This is a genomic window from Halothermothrix orenii H 168 (assembly GCF_000020485.1).
Taxonomy (GTDB): domain Bacteria; phylum Bacillota; class Halanaerobiia; order Halanaerobiales; family Halothermotrichaceae; genus Halothermothrix; species Halothermothrix orenii.
In genome coordinates, this window is the sequence record NC_011899.1 from 1,460,182 (window position 1) to 1,481,252 (window position 21,071).

At 31.5% G+C, this 21,071-nt stretch carries 29 protein-coding genes and 1 pseudogene; 8 read left to right on the forward strand and 22 right to left on the reverse strand.

The window, feature by feature from the left end; genetic code table 11:
• Positions 1–257 precede the first annotated feature (257 nt).
• The 3 genes from HORE_RS07110 to HORE_RS07120 all read right to left on the reverse strand — a co-directional run bounded on the left by HORE_RS07110 (position 258) and on the right by HORE_RS07120 (position 1,990).
• A complete protein-coding gene (locus HORE_RS07110) occupies positions 258–836 on the reverse strand; it encodes a P-loop NTPase family protein (protein ID WP_012636300.1) in 579 nt (192 codons plus the stop codon).
• Positions 837–1,149: 313 nt separating this feature from the next.
• Positions 1,150–1,362, reverse strand: coding sequence for a hypothetical protein (locus HORE_RS07115; protein ID WP_012636301.1), 213 nt, complete (start codon positions 1,360–1,362; stop codon positions 1,150–1,152).
• A 184-nt stretch (positions 1,363–1,546) separates the two neighbouring features.
• Positions 1,547–1,990: a hypothetical protein gene (locus tag HORE_RS07120; RefSeq protein ID WP_012636302.1), complete on the reverse strand. Its 444-nt coding sequence runs from the start codon at positions 1,988–1,990 to the stop codon at positions 1,547–1,549.
• A 41-nt stretch (positions 1,991–2,031) separates the two neighbouring features.
• Between HORE_RS07120 and HORE_RS12945 the strand changes: the two genes are divergently transcribed.
• The gene (locus HORE_RS12945; RefSeq protein WP_167935768.1) at positions 2,032–2,196 is read left to right on the forward strand and encodes a hypothetical protein; all 165 of its coding nucleotides are present in this window, start codon (positions 2,032–2,034) and stop codon (positions 2,194–2,196) included.
• A 58-nt stretch (positions 2,197–2,254) separates the two neighbouring features.
• Here the strand turns inward: HORE_RS12945 and HORE_RS13310 are convergent, their stop codons facing one another.
• From HORE_RS13310 to HORE_RS12950, 4 genes are all read right to left on the reverse strand, one after another.
• Entirely contained in the window at positions 2,255–2,524 is a 270-nt protein-coding gene (locus HORE_RS13310) for a DUF3795 domain-containing protein (RefSeq protein ID WP_167935769.1), read from the reverse strand.
• A 268-nt stretch (positions 2,525–2,792) separates the two neighbouring features.
• Positions 2,793–3,266, reverse strand: a complete 474-nt coding sequence (locus HORE_RS07125) for a hypothetical protein (protein ID WP_012636303.1) — start codon at positions 3,264–3,266, stop codon at positions 2,793–2,795.
• 240 nt (positions 3,267–3,506) lie between these two features.
• Positions 3,507–4,541, reverse strand: a complete 1,035-nt coding sequence (locus tag HORE_RS07130) for a hypothetical protein (protein WP_012636304.1) — start codon at positions 4,539–4,541, stop codon at positions 3,507–3,509.
• Entirely contained in the window at positions 4,538–4,783 is a 246-nt protein-coding gene (locus HORE_RS12950) for a hypothetical protein (protein ID WP_167935770.1), read from the reverse strand. Before HORE_RS12950 ends, HORE_RS07130 begins: the two co-directional genes overlap by 4 nt.
• A 53-nt stretch (positions 4,784–4,836) precedes the next feature.
• Between HORE_RS12950 and HORE_RS07135 the strand changes: the two genes are divergently transcribed.
• From HORE_RS07135 to HORE_RS07160, 5 genes are all read left to right on the forward strand, one after another.
• Positions 4,837–5,088 carry a DUF6364 family protein gene (locus tag HORE_RS07135; protein WP_012636305.1) on the forward strand — a complete coding sequence of 84 codons (252 nt, stop codon included), beginning with the start codon at positions 4,837–4,839 and terminating at the stop codon, positions 5,086–5,088.
• Positions 5,069–5,491 carry a PIN domain-containing protein gene (locus tag HORE_RS07140; protein ID WP_012636306.1) on the forward strand — a complete coding sequence of 141 codons (423 nt, stop codon included), beginning with the start codon at positions 5,069–5,071 and terminating at the stop codon, positions 5,489–5,491. Before HORE_RS07135 ends, HORE_RS07140 begins: the two co-directional genes overlap by 20 nt.
• 291 nt (positions 5,492–5,782) lie before the next feature.
• Entirely contained in the window at positions 5,783–6,049 is a 267-nt protein-coding gene (locus HORE_RS07145) for a type II toxin-antitoxin system Phd/YefM family antitoxin (protein WP_012636307.1), read from the forward strand.
• Entirely contained in the window at positions 6,042–6,353 is a 312-nt protein-coding gene (locus tag HORE_RS07150) for a type II toxin-antitoxin system RelE/ParE family toxin (protein ID WP_012636308.1), read from the forward strand. The genes HORE_RS07145 and HORE_RS07150 overlap by 8 nt, the downstream gene beginning before the upstream one ends.
• A 337-nt stretch (positions 6,354–6,690) precedes the next feature.
• Positions 6,691–7,859 (forward strand): IS3 family transposase gene (locus tag HORE_RS07160; RefSeq protein ID WP_143710044.1). Its coding sequence is split into 2 segments (ribosomal slippage): positions 6,691–6,946 and positions 6,946–7,859, totalling 1,170 coding nucleotides; the frame shifts between segments, so codons are not numbered across the junction.
• A 334-nt stretch (positions 7,860–8,193) separates the two neighbouring features.
• Here HORE_RS07160 and HORE_RS07165 read toward each other — a convergent pair.
• From HORE_RS07165 to HORE_RS07200, 8 genes are all read right to left on the reverse strand, one after another.
• Complete coding sequence (locus HORE_RS07165) at positions 8,194–8,901, reverse strand: hypothetical protein (protein ID WP_143710045.1); 708 nt, start codon at positions 8,899–8,901, stop codon at positions 8,194–8,196.
• The gene (locus HORE_RS12955; RefSeq protein ID WP_167935771.1) at positions 8,901–9,212 is read right to left on the reverse strand and encodes a hypothetical protein; all 312 of its coding nucleotides are present in this window, start codon (positions 9,210–9,212) and stop codon (positions 8,901–8,903) included. Before HORE_RS12955 ends, HORE_RS07165 begins: the two co-directional genes overlap by 1 nt.
• 291 nt (positions 9,213–9,503) lie before the next feature.
• Positions 9,504–10,193 carry a hypothetical protein gene (locus HORE_RS07175; protein ID WP_012636311.1) on the reverse strand — a complete coding sequence of 230 codons (690 nt, stop codon included), beginning with the start codon at positions 10,191–10,193 and terminating at the stop codon, positions 9,504–9,506.
• Between the two features lie 207 nt (positions 10,194–10,400).
• Positions 10,401–10,625 (reverse strand): hypothetical protein, encoded by a 225-nt coding sequence (locus tag HORE_RS07180; RefSeq protein WP_041605952.1) that lies wholly within the window; start codon positions 10,623–10,625, stop codon positions 10,401–10,403.
• A gap of 39 nt (positions 10,626–10,664) precedes the next feature.
• Positions 10,665–11,213, reverse strand: a complete 549-nt coding sequence (locus HORE_RS07185; protein ID WP_012636312.1) for a hypothetical protein — start codon at positions 11,211–11,213, stop codon at positions 10,665–10,667.
• 218 nt (positions 11,214–11,431) lie between these two features.
• Positions 11,432–12,049 (reverse strand): CPBP family intramembrane glutamic endopeptidase, encoded by a 618-nt coding sequence (locus tag HORE_RS07190; protein WP_012636313.1) that lies wholly within the window; start codon positions 12,047–12,049, stop codon positions 11,432–11,434.
• A gap of 772 nt (positions 12,050–12,821) precedes the next feature.
• Positions 12,822–13,121: a hypothetical protein gene (locus HORE_RS07195; RefSeq protein ID WP_012636314.1), complete on the reverse strand. Its 300-nt coding sequence runs from the start codon at positions 13,119–13,121 to the stop codon at positions 12,822–12,824.
• Between the two features lie 8 nt (positions 13,122–13,129).
• Complete coding sequence (locus tag HORE_RS07200; protein WP_041605956.1) at positions 13,130–13,492, reverse strand: class I SAM-dependent methyltransferase; 363 nt, start codon at positions 13,490–13,492, stop codon at positions 13,130–13,132.
• 293 nt (positions 13,493–13,785) lie between these two features.
• On the opposite strand from HORE_RS07200, the gene HORE_RS07205 reads away from it, so the two are divergent.
• Together HORE_RS07205 and HORE_RS07210 are read left to right on the forward strand one after the other, a co-directional pair.
• The gene (locus HORE_RS07205; protein WP_012636316.1) at positions 13,786–14,184 is read left to right on the forward strand and encodes a HEPN domain-containing protein; all 399 of its coding nucleotides are present in this window, start codon (positions 13,786–13,788) and stop codon (positions 14,182–14,184) included.
• Entirely contained in the window at positions 14,148–14,486 is a 339-nt protein-coding gene (locus HORE_RS07210) for a nucleotidyltransferase domain-containing protein (protein WP_041605958.1), read from the forward strand. Before HORE_RS07205 ends, HORE_RS07210 begins: the two co-directional genes overlap by 37 nt.
• A 215-nt stretch (positions 14,487–14,701) precedes the next feature.
• Here HORE_RS07210 and HORE_RS07215 read toward each other — a convergent pair whose 3' ends face one another.
• From HORE_RS07215 to pulA, 7 genes and pseudogenes are all read right to left on the reverse strand, one after another.
• Positions 14,702–15,154 carry a TIR domain-containing protein gene (locus tag HORE_RS07215; protein WP_050748579.1) on the reverse strand — a complete coding sequence of 151 codons (453 nt, stop codon included), beginning with the start codon at positions 15,152–15,154 and terminating at the stop codon, positions 14,702–14,704.
• A 174-nt stretch (positions 15,155–15,328) separates the two neighbouring features.
• A complete protein-coding gene (locus HORE_RS12480) occupies positions 15,329–15,526 on the reverse strand; it encodes a hypothetical protein (RefSeq protein WP_050748578.1) in 198 nt (65 codons plus the stop codon).
• Between the two features lie 237 nt (positions 15,527–15,763).
• Positions 15,764–16,402 carry a chloramphenicol acetyltransferase gene (locus tag HORE_RS07220; RefSeq protein ID WP_041605960.1) on the reverse strand — a complete coding sequence of 213 codons (639 nt, stop codon included), beginning with the start codon at positions 16,400–16,402 and terminating at the stop codon, positions 15,764–15,766.
• Positions 16,403–16,631: 229 nt separating this feature from the next.
• The gene (locus tag HORE_RS07225; protein WP_012636319.1) at positions 16,632–17,249 is read right to left on the reverse strand and encodes a uracil-DNA glycosylase family protein; all 618 of its coding nucleotides are present in this window, start codon (positions 17,247–17,249) and stop codon (positions 16,632–16,634) included.
• 247 nt (positions 17,250–17,496) lie between these two features.
• A complete protein-coding gene (locus HORE_RS07230) occupies positions 17,497–18,435 on the reverse strand; it encodes a hypothetical protein (RefSeq protein ID WP_083762992.1) in 939 nt (312 codons plus the stop codon).
• A gap of 90 nt (positions 18,436–18,525) precedes the next feature.
• Positions 18,526–18,819 (reverse strand): annotated as a pseudogene (locus HORE_RS12715) (tyrosine-type recombinase/integrase); the annotation flags it as partial.
• Between the two features lie 114 nt (positions 18,820–18,933).
• A complete protein-coding gene (gene pulA, locus HORE_RS07235) occupies positions 18,934–20,856 on the reverse strand; it encodes a type I pullulanase (protein ID WP_012636321.1) in 1,923 nt (640 codons plus the stop codon).
• Between the last annotated feature and the right edge of the window lie 215 nt (positions 20,857–21,071).

Genomic DNA, 21,071 nt, shown 5'->3' on the forward strand with positions numbered 1-21,071 from the left:
TAAAGTATGGCCTAAATCTTTCTCTACAATTAATTTTATTGGATAATTTAATTCATTAAAAATTGGTGTTCCCGACGTGCCCGGGCCAAAGGCCTGGCACAAAGCTTGCCAGTCACATCTACCTCATTCATTGCAAGCTTTATGACAGAGGGCATGTCTCAAAGAGTAGCCACGTTTTTGGCGTCACGGGAACACCATGTTATGTGATGTCGACGACTCTTACACCTACTATCTTTCTCATATTATCAAATTATTTCTTAAATATTTTTTCTTTCAAAACCAATTTCGCTTATTTGGTTATCTATAAAATTATAAACTCTTTTTATCTCTTCTTCATAATTATCGTCAATCTCAAAGTAATTTGTATTGACTTTAATGCATTTTTTTCTAAATTCTTCATGCTCATTAATAAATTGAGTTATAGGCCTTTCTTCTGAGTATTTACGAGTTTCAATTACACTTCTATGTTTTATAATATTTGATGTAAAATTATTCTTAATATAATTAGATGAAAAACCTAAAAAGACTGAAATAATTTGTTTTGAGTATTCATTCTCTAAATCTTTAACCAAATGAGGTAAAAGATAACAGCCTTCAATTATTATGTGTTGATTATTTTCAATAATCGTCATAATCATTTCTTTTATAATTGGCCATAATTTTTTCCCGATTACTTCATTGTTATCCAGAGGCGTAAATCCACAATTGCTATCGCTTCTATATAAACCCATTTTAAGATGATCTATTGAAAAGTAAGGAATATTATACTTTTCAAGTAATTTTTGTGACATTAATGTTTTACCTGTACAGCTATTTCCACCCAATAGTATAACCACAACTGATTTCTCCTTCCACTAAAATATGTCGTCGGTTTCACATAACGTCCCGAGGGTTCCCGACATGCTCGTGCCCGTAAGGGCCTGGCGCAAAGTTTGCAGCCCAAGCTACTTACCTAACTCATTTCAAGCTTTGTGACAGAGGGCATGTCCCGGGGTAGCCTGGTCTGTGGTGTCACGGGAACACCGTTATCTGAAGTCCCGGCTTATCTAGACATAATATACACAATGTCACATTGACATTTTATACGTATGGTAATTTAATAATATACGTAAGGAGTGATCAGAATGCAAAAAAAGCTTACTTTGAGCATTAATGAAGATTTAATACTAAATCTAATGATTTTTTTACATTTGCAACCATACTACCTAACTTATCAAAAGATTTTCCACTAATATTTCCTCCCATACCTAAAGCTAGTCCTCCAACCCACTGTATTCCTGTTTCTAAAGCAAACTGTTCACAAATAGCAAGAGCAAATCTATTCTGATTTGCTTCTGGAAAACCACAATTAACTATAGCCATTAACTTTTGTGTTCTTTCCTGCTTTTCTCTATTAATATTATCTAAAATTAATTCAAATGTTTTTATTACAGGAGCAGGAAGGTGACAAAGAGCATGTCCCCAAGGGCCAGGCTGGTTTTTAGCCGGAGCGTGAACACTCTGTTAGACGACGTACCGGAACACCTTGCGATCTATACGTTTATATTTATTCATCAAATAACTTACTTATTGAATCATCAAATCTAAAAGTATTTAATAACCATGACTCTTTAGGCTTATAAAAAATAAATATCCATCTTAATATATGATTTTCATACTTTATTACATATGTATATTTCAAAAACATTTCATCTACTAATTCTTTTTTTAACATTTTATAACCTAATATTTCACCAAATCTCTCTTTAACTAATTCTAATTGCTTAACAGTTTGTAACTCAATAGCTTGTATTTCTGAAGGCACGAAAAGCCATTGAGATTCAATTAAATCAAATGCATTTTGAGTATCTTCTTTTATTAGATATTCAACAAATGTATCACAATACTCTCTGACCTCTGTTTCATCTTTAAACCCAATATCTTTTGCTAAACTTACAGTAGTAAAAGCTAATAAAATTACCATTAACGTAAAAATTACTTTTATTTTCATTTAAAACCCCTTCCCCCTTTGTATAATCCCTTATCTCCGGTATGTCGTCTAACGTTCCGGGTGTTCCCGATGTTGTCGGTCCTGGACGTTTTATTATTATTACTAACCTAAGGATTGAAACGGATTTTGCTCGTCCACCCCCTAACCCCTTTATTGCAGAAGACGTTACAAAGACAATGTCCCGTAGAGTAGGGCTTGCTCTGTAGCCGTGACGGGAACACTTTGTTATACGATGGTGCGGACGGCTTATAATAATTAAAACAATTATTTATATTGTTGTTTTTTCCATTTCAACCATTTCTTACTTATAAGAGTCGCTTTTTCATTGTTAATAATGTAATTACATGGAAAATCTTTGCATTCTCCACAAAAATTAATATCTTTTTTTAATACACAATCATATGTGAAGCATTTATCTGTTTCATTATTATAACATCCCTTACACTTTCCAGATAAATAAGAAGGACAACTCCCACAATAAAAACCACAAGGTGCTATTAAATCAGAGTTTAATTTATTATTGATAAATATCACCCCAAACTTAATTGATAATTTTAAATATATTTATATCTGTCCTTTTTAATATTTAAAATGCAAAAAAATCAGTCTGCACTTTCGTATAACGTCCCAGGAATTTCAGACGTGCTCGTCCCGATAGGGTTGGCAGGTCTTTTGCTGTTGTAACGATTTCCCTATTGCAAAAGACATGACAAAGAGCATGTCCTTCAGGCAACGGACGTTTTTTTTAATTATCTACCCAGTGATAAGCGGAAATTCCTTGTTAGGCGACGTGTGACTTTTATCATTTTATCTCTTTTAGATGATTAATATCTATATAATCTTTATTTTTTGTTATTTCAAATAGGGAATTGCCTTTATCATATTCTCCCTCTGGAAAACTACCATATCTCCTTGAAAAATCAAGATACTTGATTACCTTCTTATCTTGAACAAATAACAATAAATACACTCCATCATCATATTTAATTGTTGTTATTATAGAATTAGACCATTTGACCCCTTTTTTACTGCAAAATATTTTGGGGTCAGTATATGGACCTACAATATATAACTTATTCCAATTAAATTTTGTCATCTTATTTAAGTCTAAAACAATTTTATCCTTGTTATTAATATCTTCTGTTATTATTTTTATCATTTTATCATTAAGTTCTTTTGCTTCAGTTACCTCATAGTTATTAACATAATTTATGTAATATAATACCATTGAACTTATTAAAACGATTAAAATGATAATATAAAAAGTCTTTTTCATCATGTTCCTCCATTTTTCACATGTCGCCTAACGTTCTGGGTATTTTCGACGTGCCCGTGCCCCTTGGGCCTGGCACAAAGCTTGCCAACTCGCCACACTTTCCTCACTCTCACTGCAAGCTTTGTGCCTGAGGGCATGTCCCGTAGGGTAGGCTGGTCTTTAGCCGTAACGGAAATACTGTGTTATCGGATGGACAGGTTCTCTAAACTAATAAACTTTCTAAAAAAATAAATATATTACCTAAATGTCACTCTTTTGAACTTCAATTTCTGGATGAATGATTATCCTATCATATTTTTCTACAGAATCCTTGTTAAATTTATATATTTGTATTATTAAGTCTTCAACTTTTACATTATCTAACTTATTATAAAAATCATATGATATCTTTAACATAAAAATGTTATCAGATTTATCTTTATAAAACTTATATCCAAAGCAAATTAAATCATCATTACTAGTAAATATTTGCTCCATTCCTTTAAATTGATTTGTAAATTCATCCTTTGATCCAATTTTCCATTCAGTTGGCGCATAACCAACAGAAGTATATTGCAAATAAATATTATATTTAAATACATTGTTGTTCTTTTTATCATTTATCACTACATTCATATTATGATCACCATTTGATTTCTCGATTAACATAATATCAGAATTTGATGCAGGATAACTATCTAATGAATTTAAATAATTATTGTTAATTATTCCTTTTAATTTATGAATTCCTGATATATCATAATATTTTTTAATGTTATATACCACATTTTGTCTAAACGATGATCCATCAAAACGGTACTCAATAACTTGACTAATAAATTTCGTATCAAAGTCAGACTTTACCTTAATAAAATGAACTTTATTATTGTAGATAACTGGAGACATAAAACCTTCCTTTTCATCTAATAAAGCAAAATTATTACCATTATTTTCATATATTTTAAAACTATAATTTCTCATAGAACCTTGACATAAAACCAACAAAAGTTCTTTAGTATTATCATTATTTACGTCAACCAAATACGCATCACTAATAGCATTAAGTTCCCATGATTCCATTACATTCGTAAATTCTTTATTTTTCATTAATTCTTTAATATTTATCTTAATACTTTCATTTGTTGATAACATATTTCTAATTTTATTATTAGTTAATCCTTCTGTTATGTACTCATCCCAAGATAGTTCATTTGCATTAGTTAGAACATTGACAAATATCATAGTCAATATCATTATAAAAATATAAATCTTCAATATCCATCTGTTTCTTGTCATATATACTCCCACCTTAATAATATTAAAATATACCTGTCTTTCCGATAACGTTCCCGGTGTTCCCGACGTGCCTGTGCCAGAGGCCTGTCACAAAGCTTGATTACGGCTGCATTACTAATCTCATTTATTTCAAGCTTTGTGACAGAGGGCATGTCCCGCAGGGTAGCCTGGTCTGTGGCGTCACGGGAACACCGTGTTATCTGAAGTCCCGGTTTATCTAGACATAATATACACAATGTCACATTGACATTTTATACGTATGGTAATATAATAATATACGTAAGGAGTGATCAGAATGCAAAAAAAGCTTACTTTGAGCATTAATGAAGATTTAATTGAATTCGCACATGTTTTTTCTAAAAAAACTAACCAATCCATTTCCCATATTGTAGAAGAATATCTTAATGAACTTAAAAAACAAGAAAACAATCCTGATAAAAATAATTTTAAACCCAAAATAAATAAGTTATATGGTGCCTTTGAAAGCCAACCTATTCCAGATAAAAAAGAGTTGAGGAGAAATTTTCATGAAAAAAATTACAATTGATCTTAATGTTATTCTTGATTTTTTAAACAAAAGAAAAAAACATGTACAAGCAGCTAAAATAATAGAATTATGCAATGACAACCAAATTCAAGGATATATATGTGCACATGAAATTACCACTTTAGCTTATTTTCTTATGAAAAATTACAATAACTCTAACAAAGTAAAATTTGTTCTTAATGAACTTTTAGATATGTTTAAAATAATACCAATAACAGAAACAATCCTAAGAAAAGCCTTAAATTCCAAAATTAAAGATTTTGAAGATGCAGTAATAGAAATCAGTTCACATGAAAACGAAATAGATTATATAGTTACACGAAATTTAGATGATTTTAAACACAGTAGTGTGAAATCGATTAGTCCAACTGAATTTCTTGCTCTCTATAATAAATTTAATTAGGGATTTCAGATAACGTTCCTGGCATTTCCGACGTTGCCGTTCCATCAGGATTGGCATGGCTTTGGCTGCAACAACCCCTTCCCTCTTTTTATGCAAAAGACATGACAAAGGCAATGTCCTGCTAGGGTAGGTTGGTCTTTACCGTCACGGAAATGCCATGTTATATGACGTTGGACAATCTTTTTAACTCGTTTTATTTATATTTATTCAAGAACACAAAATATATAGTTTTATTTTTTATCATAATTATGATATAATGTTATTAATAATAATGATAAAGGAGTGTTGTGTATGCCTAATATTAGACCTGTTTCAGACTTAAGAAATAATTTTAAACAAATATCAGAGTTATGCCATGAAGAAGGTGAACCAGTATTTTTAACCAAAAATGGCAAAGGCGATATGGTTGTTATGAGTCAGGCTCTTTACGAAAAACAACAGTCTTTAATAGAACTATATCAAAAATTAGGAGAAGCAGAATTAGAAAGTGAATCAAATAAAAATAGAATTTCTCATAAAGATTTAATAAAAGAAATGAAGGCTAAGTTAAATGAGTAAAAAATATAAAATATTATATCTCCCCATCGCCCGTAAAGATTTAATAGAGATAATTGAATATATTCAACAAGACAACCCAAGTGCAGCCTTAGAATTATTAAATAAAATAGAAGAAACAATTTCTAAACTAGAAAATTTTCCATATATGGGTACACAACCAAAAGATTCATTATTACAATATAAGGGTTATCGGGTATTAATAATTGAAAGTTTCTTAGTTTTCTACGTAGTAAAAGGAAATAAATCAGAAGTCGAAATTAGGAGGATCATTCATGGTAAAAGAAAATATGATTTTTTACTCTAAGTCCTTTTCTAGAACTTATTCTTTTTTACATTTTATACCCAAGGTCAAATGTCATATAACGTTCCTAGGATTTCCGACGTGCTCGTACCGAAGGTCTGGCAGAAGGTTTGCTACCCAAATACTTACCTAATTAATTGCAAACTTTGTGACAGAGAGCATGTCTCGAAGAGTAGCCGCGATCTTTAGCGTGACGGGAACACCATGTTATACGAAGTAGTACCCTGTTTATAGTGATCCGGGTATTGGGAATGTTAAATTATTAATTAAAGCATATGACCTTCCCCCCATTTGTCGGACACTGGGTTTAGGTATATAATTAACCCAGGAGGTGCCCATAATGGGAAGGAAAAAATATTCAGAAGAATTTAAAAGAGAAGCTGTGGAACTTAGTTTTAGCTCGGATAAATCTTGCACAGTTATAGCAAAAGAACTAGGTATAAGTTATCATAATCTAATCAGATGGCGTAGGGAATACAAAAACAAAGGTGACTTAGCTTTCCCAGGCAATGGTAAACAAAAGTTAACCCCTGAACAGGAAGAAATTCAAAGACTAAAAAAAGAATTAAATGATATAAAAATAGAGCGTGATATATTAAAAAAAGCAGTGCGCATCTTCTCAAAGGAACCGAAATAATATATGGTTTCATCCGGGATCACAGTGATGAATTTACTGTGGAAAGGATGTGCCAGGTTTTAAATGTATCCCGGTCAGGATATTACAGCTGGTTAAGTAGAAAACCTGGTAAAAGACAGCTTACAAATGAAAAATTAAAGTTAAAGATTGATAAAATATACTGGCAGAACAGGGGAAGATATGGTAGTCCCCGGATACATAAACAGCTTAAAAAAGATGGTTATTATTACAATATTAAGCGTATTGAACGGCTAATGAGAGTAATGGGATTAAAAGCAATACAGAAAAGAAAGTTTAAAAGGACAACTAATTCTGACCATAATCTCCCTTCAAAAAATAATCTTCTCAAACGTAATTTTAGTGTTACCCAACCTAATAAAGTCTGGGTATCAGACATAACATATATTCCAACAAAAGAAGGCTGGCTTTATCTTTCAGTAGTGATTGACCTTTACTCTCGCAAGGTAGTAGGTTGGTCAATGGACAAGCATATGACAAAAAGGTTAGTGATTGATGCATTGGAAATGGCCGTACTAAATCGTAATCCCTCCAGGGGATTAATTTTTCATTCTGACAGAGGTAGTCAGTATGTCAGCCATGATTTTCAAAAAACACTGTGGAAATACGGTATTATTTCATCAATGAGCCGCAAAGGTGATTGCTGGGACAATGCAGTAGCTGAAAGTTTTTTTGCAACACTAAAAACAGAATTGATTTTCCACAACAAGTATCAGAGCAGGGCTCAGGCAAAACGTGATATATTTGAGTATATAGAGATTTTTTATAATAGGATTCGATTACATTCTTCACTAGATTATAAAAGCCCGGAAGATTACGAGAAAGAAAGAAAAACGTCTAAACTATGTGTCTAATTTATTGGGGGAACCCCAAAAATATTGAATGAATTACATAATAATTTTTTACACTTGCATATCCCTTTAAAAAACTTAAAATATATACAGTAATGCTTAAATAAAATCCTATTAATGATGAATAGTAAAGAATTCTTTTCATTTTAAAACTCCTCTTACACAAATTAGGCAATGTCGTCTAACGTACCCGTATTTCCGAAGTCCAGCAACCCTTAGTTAGCTCTTAACTTGGGTTGCTGGATTTGGGTGCAGTGACGACAGGAACGGAAACGGAAATATATTGTTAACTGAAGTTGCTACCTCTTAAAACTATAAACTTAACAATAACTCTTTTCTATACTGAAAAATTATTATCTTTATAATCGTTTAATATTTCTTTAACATCACTTTTACTATTAATATGATTATACATAATCTTACTCCTGGGAATAAAGTTTTTAATTTTATTTAAATTTATATTACAAAATAACATAGTCTTAAACTTTAGATAAAGCTTATATTCGTCATCAATTGTCTTTTTGAAATTTATTCTTGAAAAGATTTGTTCGTAACCTGAATAAATAACAAGAAAATATACATAAATAGTAAACATAACAGATAAGACTGATGGAAGAAATAATAATTTAAGTTGTTTTATTAAATTAATACTATCTAAATTTGAAATAGTCATTTTAATTGAATGAAATAAGGCATAAAAACCTATAATAGCAAGAATTGTATTAAGAACATTAATTAGTAACTTACTGTCTTTATCTTGATATTCTGGGTTATTATTCATAAATGCTACTAACATTGATAAAACAGTTATAATAAAAACTTGTATTAATTCATATATCAATGAAAAACTGTATAAATTAACAACAAATGTTAATATAATAATTAATTTAATATTATCTTTTATAACATTAATAAAATAATTGATATCTTTAGCATTATCAACAGCTCTAAATGAAGAAATAAATGCTACCGCTACTATCCAAATAATTGTATTTTTTAATAATGATATATCCCAAAAACCTATTTTATGTAAAAATAATATCATTAAATATACATATATGCCCATACTAAGGTACCAAAATATAAAGTGTTATTAAAAAGCAACTTAATTAAACCAGGAATTTGCTCCCTAGCACCTTTTACAGACAAAGCAAATATTATAAAAACAATCAACCAAAACCCAATAGCTAATTCCCTATTATTAAATACTTGACTTAAATTATTAAACCCATCTCTTATAAAATTTGTTGTTGTAGTAAATATCTGTATTATCTTTATAAATACAGTATTTGAATTTTCTGTTATCACGTTTAATATTATCATTAATTTGTCATTATAATTATATAATGCTATCACGCAACAAATAACAATTAATAATATTAATACTACTAACAATATATTTTTTACTGATTTACAATTTTTAGTCAAATTCCCTCACCTCAATGATTCTTATTAACCTAACTTTTTCTTAATTATGGTAGCAATTTCAGTTAACGTTTCTGGGATTTACGACGTTGCCGTCCCGTTAGGGTTGGCACGTCTTTTCGCTGCTCTTTTTTGCAAAAGACGTGCCAAAGGCAATGTCCCGAAGGGCAGGCTGGTCTTTGCCGTCCGCGGAAATCCTCATGTTAGGCGATCGTTCATTATCTATTTTGGTAAATCATCAAGGTTTGCATTTTCAGGATATACTAATTTCATTTTGTCATTATGTATCCAGTTTTCTTTAGTTAATTTTCCATCTAAATATTCATCTAATTTATTTACAATGTCGTCAACTACTTTTTTAGCAGTTTTTACATGTTCTACTCTTATCGCATAAGGATCCTTTGGTATTTGTGTTTGTCTGTAAATTATATCTTTTTCCTTAACTTCTAACTTTTCAGGAATGTCCTTCCATGATAACGGAATCCATTCACCATAAGTTTTTGCTTTATAGTAAACAGACCTATTATGTTTTGGATGTACAAAATCATTTCTTAGTCGTATAAGTTCTGAAAAATGACTCCAAGGATAACTTGACTTGTCAAAACTCATTTTTTTATTCTTTGAACATAATAAAGGAACTAGCTCCCATTTATCTTCAATGGAAAACTTTTGCTCTCTTCTCATAATAAAACTTTTAATATATTCTGGTAAAAAGTGATCCATAACACGATTAATTAGCCCTTCTAAACTAAAAATATATAATAATAATGCAGTCCTACAAAAGCGTGTATGATCAAAACTATTTTTATTATTGCTGTTTTCTGCTTGTTCTTGAAAAAATAATGCATCTTGGTATAAATAATGAAAGCTATTAACGAAACTTTCAAAAATGAATTGTTTATTTTCTGGCATAAAATCCCCCCTTAATGAATGTCGCCTAACGTCCCGAGTATTCCCGACGTGCTCGTGCCGAAGGCCTGGCATGGATATTTGCTGAATTTTGCAAAAATCATGCCAGAGAGCATGTCCCATAAGGGTAGCCGGTTTTTGGCGTCACGGGAATACTCTGTTATACGAAGGCAGCACAGAACATTATCAATTAATTATACATTATATACACTAACTAAAAAAAGAATAAATCAATAATCCTACTCCAATAAAAGAACTTAGCATATTAACACTTGCCCAAAAATCGGGAATCAAATCAGGGTTTCTTCTATAGTTATGCATAATTCCAAAAGACCAAAGATTAGCAATAGTTATAATAAGTGCAAACGCAAACAATGTGCTATTATATAAACGATATGTAGCTATTCCACAAATAATCACAGCAAAAAAACCCATTAATTCAACCTCCTTCCTAAAATATTTTATATGATTTTCCTATAATTTAGAAAATCTACTCTGAATATTTCTAGCCTCAATAAATTGATTTACAAGAGAAAACAAATAGGTACCATCAATTATTGGATTTACTGTGTCTTCTAATATGTTTGACAAATGATATGAAAAACGCCCTAAAGCACTATTATCTGTTTCATCTGGTGCAAATTCTAAATTTTCATCTATAGGAAATAACTTGTATTGAGTATATTCACTATATCTTTTTGCTACTAAATTATTATTTATATTTGGAGTTTTGTTTATTGTATACTTAACAACATTATCCATAAAAGTTTTATGTTTTGATTCTGTTAGTATATTAGAACTTTGCCAACTTAAAGAATATAATAAAAATATTTGAAATTCATGAGCTAATTTCATTTGAATGTCGTCATTATCTGCTACTTCCCATTTTTTATAAATATCTTCATCATTTTCTGAACTCTGACTTAAATCATTAAGTCTATGAACCGTAATAATAGAAAATTCGAATACTTCTTTTGATATTTCCTTAGCTAAAGATTTTGTTTTATTTCCAAACAACCCCATTTTTTCACCTCCTTCTTGTTGAACTTTGTGCTGCTTTCGTATAACGTCCCCAGTGTTCCCGACGTGCTCGTGCCCATAAGGGCCTGGTCACAAAGTTTGCTCCCAGACCACTTACCTAAGTTACTGCAAACTTTGTGACAGAGAGCATGTCCCGTAGGGTAGCCGGTCTTTGGCGTAACGGGAACCCTCTGTTATCTGAAGTAAATGAGGATATAAAACTATATAACAAAAGCAATTAATGAAAATGAAATAATATTTGCTACTGAATGGGCACACCAACTAGGGATAATACTACCATTCCCTAAACGCTCATTCAAATATCCAAATATATAACCAAATATACCAGTCGTTAAAGTTAATACAATAATTACAATTATTTTATTAATATCAAAAAATATAACACCATGTAATAATCCAAATAAAATAGATTGAATTATATTTCCATATAAAAATCCTAATTTATTATATAATCTTTTACCTAAAAATCCTCTGAAAATAATTTCTTCCCATAATCCTGTACCAATAATAGATCTAATTAGTAGTATTAAAACTGCTTGAATTCCAAACCCCAATTGTTTTAGATTCCCACTTACTGTACCCGGTGATTTTAAAATAGTAAACAAATCAAACAAATAATAAACAAAAAATATTAAACTAACATATAAAATAGATACAATGATAGAATGAATAATTGTTTTTTTCTTAGGTTTTATTAAACCAATGTAATTAAAAAAATCTTTATATTCTTTTCTATTAAAATAATAAAATACAAATGGAATAAGCGAAAAAACAAACACAGATAAAATTGCTGAAATTAAATTATTAAATACCAACATATTTCCCCCCTAAAAAAATTATTTACTAATCATATTTTAAAACTCTCATTTATTTCAGATAACGGTACTGATGTTTCCGACGTGACTGTTCCTGGACATTCTATGTAATAATTATATACTGAAGGATTGGCATGGTGTTTGACCCTTTTTAACTGTCAACCCAATGGTAATGCAAACAGCATGACAAAAGTCATGTCCCGTCCGGGTAGGCTCGCTCTTTAGCCGTCACGGAAACATCATGTTATGCAGACGTTTTGGCAAATTAAGTAATGAAATTCTCAGAACTCCTGGCACGTTTTCTTTGTTTGATTACTTAGTGAACCACCAAGTATGAAATATTAAATTTTTCCTCTTATTAAAAAGTTTACACGAAGGGAAAAAACTTCTTTCCACTATTAAACTTACTGCCATTAATTAGATAAAGGAGTTCTGATCAAAACTGTAATTAGTTTTCTTAATAGGTTATTCTAAAAAATAAAAATTTACACTAAACCTTTCAGTTTCTTATAGTAATTTTTATTATCATAATAATAATTTTTATTTTTAATAATTCTATATTTGGTTTTAAATGAAACATGGCAACCTTTTTTCTCAGCCAAAATGTCGCATAACGTTCCTGGTGTTCCCGATGTACCCGTGCCCTTCAGGGCCTGGCGCAAAGTTTGCTCACCATATACTTACCTAATTAATAGCAAACTTTGTGACAGAGAGCATGTCTCGAAGAGTAGCCACGCTCTTTGGCGTGATGGGAACACCATGTTAGACGAAGTTATTAAGTTTTCTTTAGGTAATACACTCTATTAATCATATTATAATCTTTAAATTCAATTTCTTTATATTTGCAAATCTTATAATATGGAGCTATAATTTTTTTAATTTGTTTATTACTTATATTCCAAAAGTACAAACCTGATCTTTCTTTGTAAAAATCTTTTTTTATTTTTTTAAAATTATTATCTTTTTCTAATTCATTTGGATTAAAATATGGATTCAATTTAAGAATTATTTTTCCTTTACTCTTTAATATTCTATAAATTTCTTTTAACACAAATTTAGCATCATTAGGCTTCAAATTATCAATTATATTAAATAAAATTGCTCCATCATATGTATTATCATTAACTTTTTTAATAAATCAATTCCTCCATATAAATAATTACATTTATCCTGTAATTGATTATTATTAACCACTTTTTTTGCAATATTTATTGCTTGTTCAGATAAATCAATTCCGTAAACTTTTTTAACTTTATAATTTAAACATCTATTAAGAACTTTACCGTTACCACAACCAAAATCAAGTATAAAATCTGAATCTTTACATAACCATTGAATCGCTTCTTCCATTTCTGAATAAGATAACTTTTCAAAAGGATCATATAAATCTTCTTGCTTAAACACCTTATCCCAATACTTTTCTGTTTCTTTATAGCCACCTTTCATAGCATAAACCTCCTTAATCATTTCGTCTAACGTTCTGGGTGTTCCCGACGTGCTCGTGCCGTAGGAACTGGCACAAAGCTTGACGGCGGCTATATTACTCACCTCATTTATTTCAAGCTTTGTGACAGAGGGCATGTCCGTAGGCAGGCCGCTAGGCCGTAGCGGAAATACCGTGTTATCTGAAGTAGCCGGTTTTAATTTTTGATTGTTCGGTAATAATATTAATAATAATTAACATTAGATTCACAACATGTTATAATATAAGTAACATACTTTTATAAGGAGTTATACACATGTCTAATGAAAATTATTGGCTTGAAATTGCTAGTTACGATTTAAAAACAGCGGAAGCAATGTTAAATTCTAAAAGATTTTTATATGTAGGATTTATGTGTCATCAATCAATAGAAAAAATATTAAAAGGTATTTATTCGAAAAAATTCAATGAAGTTCCACCTAAAATACATAATTTAGCAAGATTATTAAAACTAGTTGAGCTTGAAAATGAAATTCCTGATAATTTTATAGATTTAATTAATGAATTAAACCCATTAAATATCATAACAAGATATCCTGACCAGGAATTAGATATAATTAAAAACTTAGATTATGAATACTCCTCTACACTTTTGGAACGAACAAGGAGGTTATTTGAATGGTTCAAAGTAAAATTACAATCAGAAACAGAATAAATCAATTTATTAATAAACTTCAAAAATATGTTACTGTAGACAAAGTGATACTTTATGGTTCATGGGTAAATGGTAACCCAGGTGAATTTAGTGATATTGACTTAGCAGTATTTTCTCCTGAGTTTGGTAAAAACAAACTTAAAGAACTTCAACTACTATCTAAATTAGCATGGGAAGTTGATGAATCAATTGAGGCAATCCCATACTCTTCAAATCAATTAAATAATCATGATCCTACAAATTTTGTCTATGAAATAATGAAAACTGGCGAAACTATATATGATAGAGCTATAAAGCATTGAATTGTTTTATAGTTCTTTTTTTATATGATTTTATATTTAAGGGCTATTTCAGATAACGTTCTAGGGATTTACGACGTTGCCGCCCCTTTAGGGTTGGTATGGCTTTTGCTACCCAAATCCTCATACCCTCTGACTGCAAAAGACATAACAAAGGCAATGTCCCGTAGGGTAGCCGGTCTTTGGCGTCACGTAAATCCCGTGTTATACGAAGTCAATCAAGCAATATCATTAAGATCTATATTATAACCAGCAGCTTTTAATTCACGCCCTAATATAAATTTCCAGCTACCACTTGCGTCATATGGCACATATAAAATACCATCAAAATCAGATGGTAATTCAACTTCTTCTAAAAAAATAGGACATACCTTCTCTCTTCCTAATTTTGCGATAAAATATCCCATTTCTACAAGAACATTTTGCCGTGCTCTATATTTATAATCATCTTCTGACTTAGCTTTTCCTAGGTCATCAGGAGTAAGAAGAATAATGGCAAAACCAACATCTGAATTATTCTCAAGTTTTTCGATAATTGTTTGCCCTGTATTTGGTCTTTCATTTAATATGACTGCCTCAAGTCCTAATTTCTCTATTGTCCTAGCTACCGTTTCTTTTACTTCAATATTATGACCATGAACTATAAATACTTTATTATTATCTGTTTTCACATCCTTTTCATCAGTATGTACTAAATGTTCAAAAAGAACAAGTCTTTCTCTTATAGATTCTAAAGCTTCAATTTTTTTCTTAATAATATCTTTATGTCTTTTTATTTTTTGTCCTAAAGGTTCTCTATAATGTCCTATAACACCAATAGTAAACCCATTATAATCTTCAATAATTTAATTTTCTTCAAATATTTTTCCAAGCAAATCTTTATTAAAGGCTGTCCATTTTTTATATTCAGTTTTAGATTGCTCTAATTCAGCAATAGTAGATATTTTGCGTTCATATAGTTTAATACCCAATTCAATTCTTTCACTTAAATATTTTTCAGCTTCCTTTTTAGGTATTTTTAATTTGTAATTTTTCTCTGACATTAATAACCAACCTTTCTTAGATTGATTTCGTATAACGTTCTGGGTATTTCCGACGTGCCCGTGTCCTTTGGACCTGGCGAAAAGCTTGACGATAGCTATATTTACCCACCTCATTTTGTTTCAAGCTTTGTGTCAGAGGGCATGTCCGAAGGCAGGCCGCTAGGCCGTAGCGGAAATACCGTGTTATACGATGGCAAGGCGGTCTTTTTATTTTGTTAAATTTTTGGTTAAAATTACTTATAATACTACCTTTTCTGGATTATATAATTTATCTTGTAATTTATTAATATATTTACCAACATGAAGCCCATCCATTAATGCATGATGGACCTGAACTGAAAAGGGTAACTTTAATAATTCATTTTCTTTAAAATATTTTCCCCATGCGATTCTAGGTACTGAATCAATAGGATTTAAATTAATTGGATGTGAAATACTTTTGAATGAAACCCAGGGAATACTAGTTATATAAATCAAATCATCTCTAGCTTCTTTATCACTATCAATAAGGTTTCCAGTGCTGTTTTTAATAGATTTTTCAACATTTTTTATAAAATTATCAAAGTTATTGTCATATTCTGCATAACAAAAATTAAAGGTTTCTTCATCCATTAAGTATGTAAAAGATGGACTGATTTTATTGTGCTTAATAATTTCCTCATTACTTATACGTAATTTGAAGTTATCATTTTCATTTGCAGTTTTCATAACGAAATATAGTAAAGTTTTAAAAAATGAATAATCATTTTGTTTAATAAAAGAATAAAACTTTGTTATATCAATATCTGTTGTTATATTAAAATAGGGAATATCTAATTGTTTAAAGAAATTATAATGTTCTTTTCGTGACCATTTAGAAAGATCTATTTTCTTCATATTTACCTCCATTTTTAAGTATATTAGCCTGGCTTTCGTATAACGTCCCAGGCATTTCCGACGTGCCCGTGCCAAGCCTGGCACAAAGCTTGACGACGCGGCTGTATTACTACCCTCATTTGTTTCAAGCTTTGTGACAGAGGGCATGTCCTTTAGGCAACGGACGATAATACTTTATTTCCTCTCTCAGTAAGCGGAAATGCCTTGTTATGTGACGTTTTTGCATAATTTATCCCTTATTATTCACAAAATCAAATGCTTTTTTGATATCTTCTGATATCATCTTTCTTTTTGTTTTCTCAATAAGATAATTTTTCCCTGTTTGTAAATACGAAGGGATTACTTTTTTTCCTTCATAATAATATTCACTATTTCTTATCTTATAAGTGGATCCGTTTGGAATTATCTTTTTGCCAGTCTTTCTCTTCCATATGTAATTCATTGCCTTTATAGCTACATCACCCATTAGAAGATATACTTGTACATTTGAAAAATAATTTATTTCTTGTTCTAGAATTTCTGAACACTTTTTTATAGTCTTAGCTGATATCCGATATTGAAGCTTTGGACACTTAACTGCGGTTGTAACATATACTCCTAAGTCAATTAAATCATTTATACTATCTATTGTTATTCCAGAATCTTTAAAAGCCTGTATTGTTGTCTTCATGTAGTCAGATTCATCGGAAAAATAAAAGTAATCTTCTCTATTAACTGGTGGCACTTCTGATATCATTAAAATCTTTATTTTCTCTGGCTCAATATCTTTTGAAGGTACTAAGAATCCATTTGAATTAATATCACTGCATAAAAGATGGTTACAATTTATGTGATCTTTAATATTCATTATTTTCTCCTTTCCTTACATAATAAGCAAACGGCAAAAATGTCACATAACGTCCCCAGTGTTCCCGACGTGCCTGGGCCCCCTGGGCCTGGTACGATGTTTGCTAATATTTCTTCCAGTTTGATTCACTTGCAAACATCGTACCAGAAGGCATGTCCCGAAGGGCAGGCTGGTCTTTAGCCAAGCGGGAACACTGTGTTATAAGAAGTGGGGCAACCCCCGTAATTGTCTCATACAATTTTCCTAATTATAATACTCCATAGGATGATAATCTGAATAGTGCATCTAAAGTCCAACGTCCACGCCATTCCAATTCAGAAGCTAATCCTGGTGGTTCCCACCATATAGGCCAACCTCCATCAGGAAGCTGTTTCTTTACAAGATCTTCAAGATGACTATCAATCTGACTTTGAGTAAATAGTTGTCTACAGATTGAGTCTGGCTTATGTGCAAAATGAAGTGGTGTGAGACCATAAGTTTCTACAGGTGTTCCTGGTATAAAAAAATTTGCTTGAGAAAGAGATTTCTCTATTACATCCAGGAGATTCATTGCAATTTTTTTATCAGGTATATATTCTGCTAATCGGCTAGCGCAATGGAGGGTATGTGCTTCCAGAGGTGGATTTTTGAAAAACATATTACAACAAGTTTCTGTTGCTAATGTAAGCCATTCGTGTTGTACACCCTGATAATGGAGAAGACCACAAATATTCATTGTAGGATTCAGACCAGGAGTTACTGTCATTTCATTCCAATGGCTAGCAATTGGAGACTGGTATGCACTTTCCATAAAAAACGGTACTAGACCCTTACTATCTGAAACTGACTCAATATAATCACATAAAGAAGTGGCAAACTCTATGTCCCGATATCCAGCTTCTTCTAATGCTTCTAGACCTTGACTAACAAAAAGTGGCTGACTTTCAGGACAGCGAACATCCGGTTCCAAACCATGACCTAATCCACCATCTGAATTTTGATATGCACAAACAACTCGTCCAACATAATTAGGTGATAAACCTTCAAAATGTACTTCAAAAAGCCTACGTTCCAATAACCTTGCATTTGTAAGTATAAATTTATGAGCATTAGTTAATATTTCTTTCATTATTTTTTTACCCTCCATCATAGTATGTATAAATAAGAAACTATCTTTAAGAAGAAGTAATGATCTTTTAAGCCCCATTTCTTATAACTCTCATCTTACCGACACCATAATGTCGTAAAGATATCGTTTTTTAACTTCTTTGCGACTAAAAGTGTCGGTAATATCTTTTTATAGCTGACTTTTTCCTTTGTTTTTTATTAACTGATCAAGTGGGCTTTTTATATTTTTAATACTATTTCTGCTTACGTGTGTATATATTTGCGTTGTTTTTAAATCCTTATGCCCTAAAAGCTCCTGAATATATCTTAAATCTGTTCCCCCCTCTAACAAATGGGTAGCAAAAGAATGTCGAAGTGAATGAACAGATACCTTTTTATTTATTCCCGCCTTTTTACAGGCTTTTTTAAATACCCTCTGAACTGTCCTTTCTGTAAGATGATTATTTATCTTTTGACCAGGAAATTTGATTTTAAAACTTTATAATAACTTTAGTTATATAATTCTACATAAATATTTAACATCCTCCAAAAATAGAAAAAATATTCCAGTAGATAAAATACCTAATCGGGCTGGCAACTAATCTTGATAAAGTACAACTGTACTAATAAGGGGTACCTTTACTTCTCCATTTTTTACAGTAAAAATAGTATCGGTACCGGCTTCTTCTTCATACACTACTACATTCCATGCTCCCTCATAGGGCAAGTTAAAGGTTATTGCTTCCCTGTTAGGGTTATAGAGTACCACTATGTTTTTCCAGTTATCCCCGTTAGCATAATCTTTTAATATAAACCCTACCGTATTTGGAAGTGTTTCTAAAAACTCAAGTTTTTTCCTGATTTGTTCAGCATTTGTCATCCTGAAAGCCGGATGTTCTCTTCTTAAAGTAATTAAACCTTTATAATACTTAAATGTTTTAAGATACTTACTTTTCCGTTCCCACTTGAGCTGGTTTACTTCATCACCGGCATTATAACTATTATGGTTGCCAAATTTGGTTCTCAAAAATTCCTCCCCACCCTGTATAAAAGCCACACCCTGGGAAGTAAAAATTATAGCCTGGCTTAAATGGTCCATCCTTATTCTTACCCATTCTTCATCTTCACCGTTGGACTTACACAGTTTATCCCAGAGGGTTAAGTTATCATGGGAGGAAACATAATTAACTGTCTCCCGGGGTTCTGAGGAGAAATCATTTATCTCATCATTATAATATATAGCCCCGACGACACCCCTTTTTATGGCATGCTCTAAACCCGGGGCTCCGGAGGCAAAACCCTTACCAAAACCATCGTTATCACCTTTTATAGCATTCCTGAAATTATCATTAAAAACAGCAACTTTCATACCCTTCTGGGCCCCTTTAAGCAACTGTCTTTCTGGATCAAGGGTTGTCAATCCCCCGGTCCAGGGTTCACCATATATAATAATCGAAGGATCAATTTCATGTAATGTATGTTCTATATGTTTTATAGTTTCCCGATCAATTAAAGCCATAAGGTCAAACCTGAAACCATCTATATGGTATTCCTCAGCCCAGTATTTAACAGAATCAATAATAAATTTTCTAACCATTGGCTTTTCAGAAGCAACCTCATTACCACATCCTGACCCATTGGAATAATTCCCATCATGGTCAAACCTGTAATAATACTGAGGTACAATTAAATCAAAGGCCGATTTGCGCGTATAGTAGGTGTGGTTGTAAACAACATCCATAATAACCCCGATACCATTTTCGTGTAAAGATTTTACTAACTGCTTAAATTCTTTTATACGGGAGTCATCTGAAGGGTTGGTGGAATATGAACCTTCCGGTGTATTATAAAACAGGGGGTCATAACCCCAGTTATACTCTTTATCATTAAGATCATCAACACTTCCAAAATCAAAGACGGGTAATAAATGAACATGGGTAACGCCCAGTTCCTTTAAGTGATCTAGCCCGGTTTTCACCCCACCAGGACCAGTAGTACCCCCTTCAGTAAAAGCAAGATATTTACCTTTATTTACAATACCCGAATGGGGGGAAGATGAAAAATCCCTGACATGAACTTCATAAATTATTGCATCCTGGGGTTTTTGTAAGGTTACCCTCTCATCTTTTTCCCACCCCGGAGGGTTTGTTTTATCCATATTAACAATTAATCCCCTCTTACTATTGGTGCTTAAAGCCCTGGCATAGGGGTCCACTACTCTATTAACTTTGCCATTAACCTCTAGTTCATAAATATAATACTTGCCTTCCAAATCACCTGAAACTTCAGCAACCCAGCTACCCCCGGCTTCTTTTTTGAAGTCAGAAACAATCTCAGGGTTTTCAGAATTTTCATTAGAAAAAATATAAACTTTAGCCCACCTGGCCAGGGGAGACCAGAACCTGAAGGTAGTCCTTGAAGGGGTGTATAAAACCCCGAGATCATCCCCACCGTAGTAAAAACCCTTTTTTTTGACTGCTATTTCAGTTGACGTTTCGAAATCCTTTTTATTTTTTTTCATTAATGTACCTCTCCTTCCCACAAGAGTCCTATAATATAAAAAATTTAAAAATACTAAATATTAAACTAATATTTCCGGTCTATTCTTATCTTCACCTTTTATTATTTATATAATTCATTAAACAGGTATTAAATTCCTTTTCAAATTTACTCTGTTATTATTTCACGTTTATTAACAAAAAAACATATATTATTAACAAATCAGTAAAGGGGGGA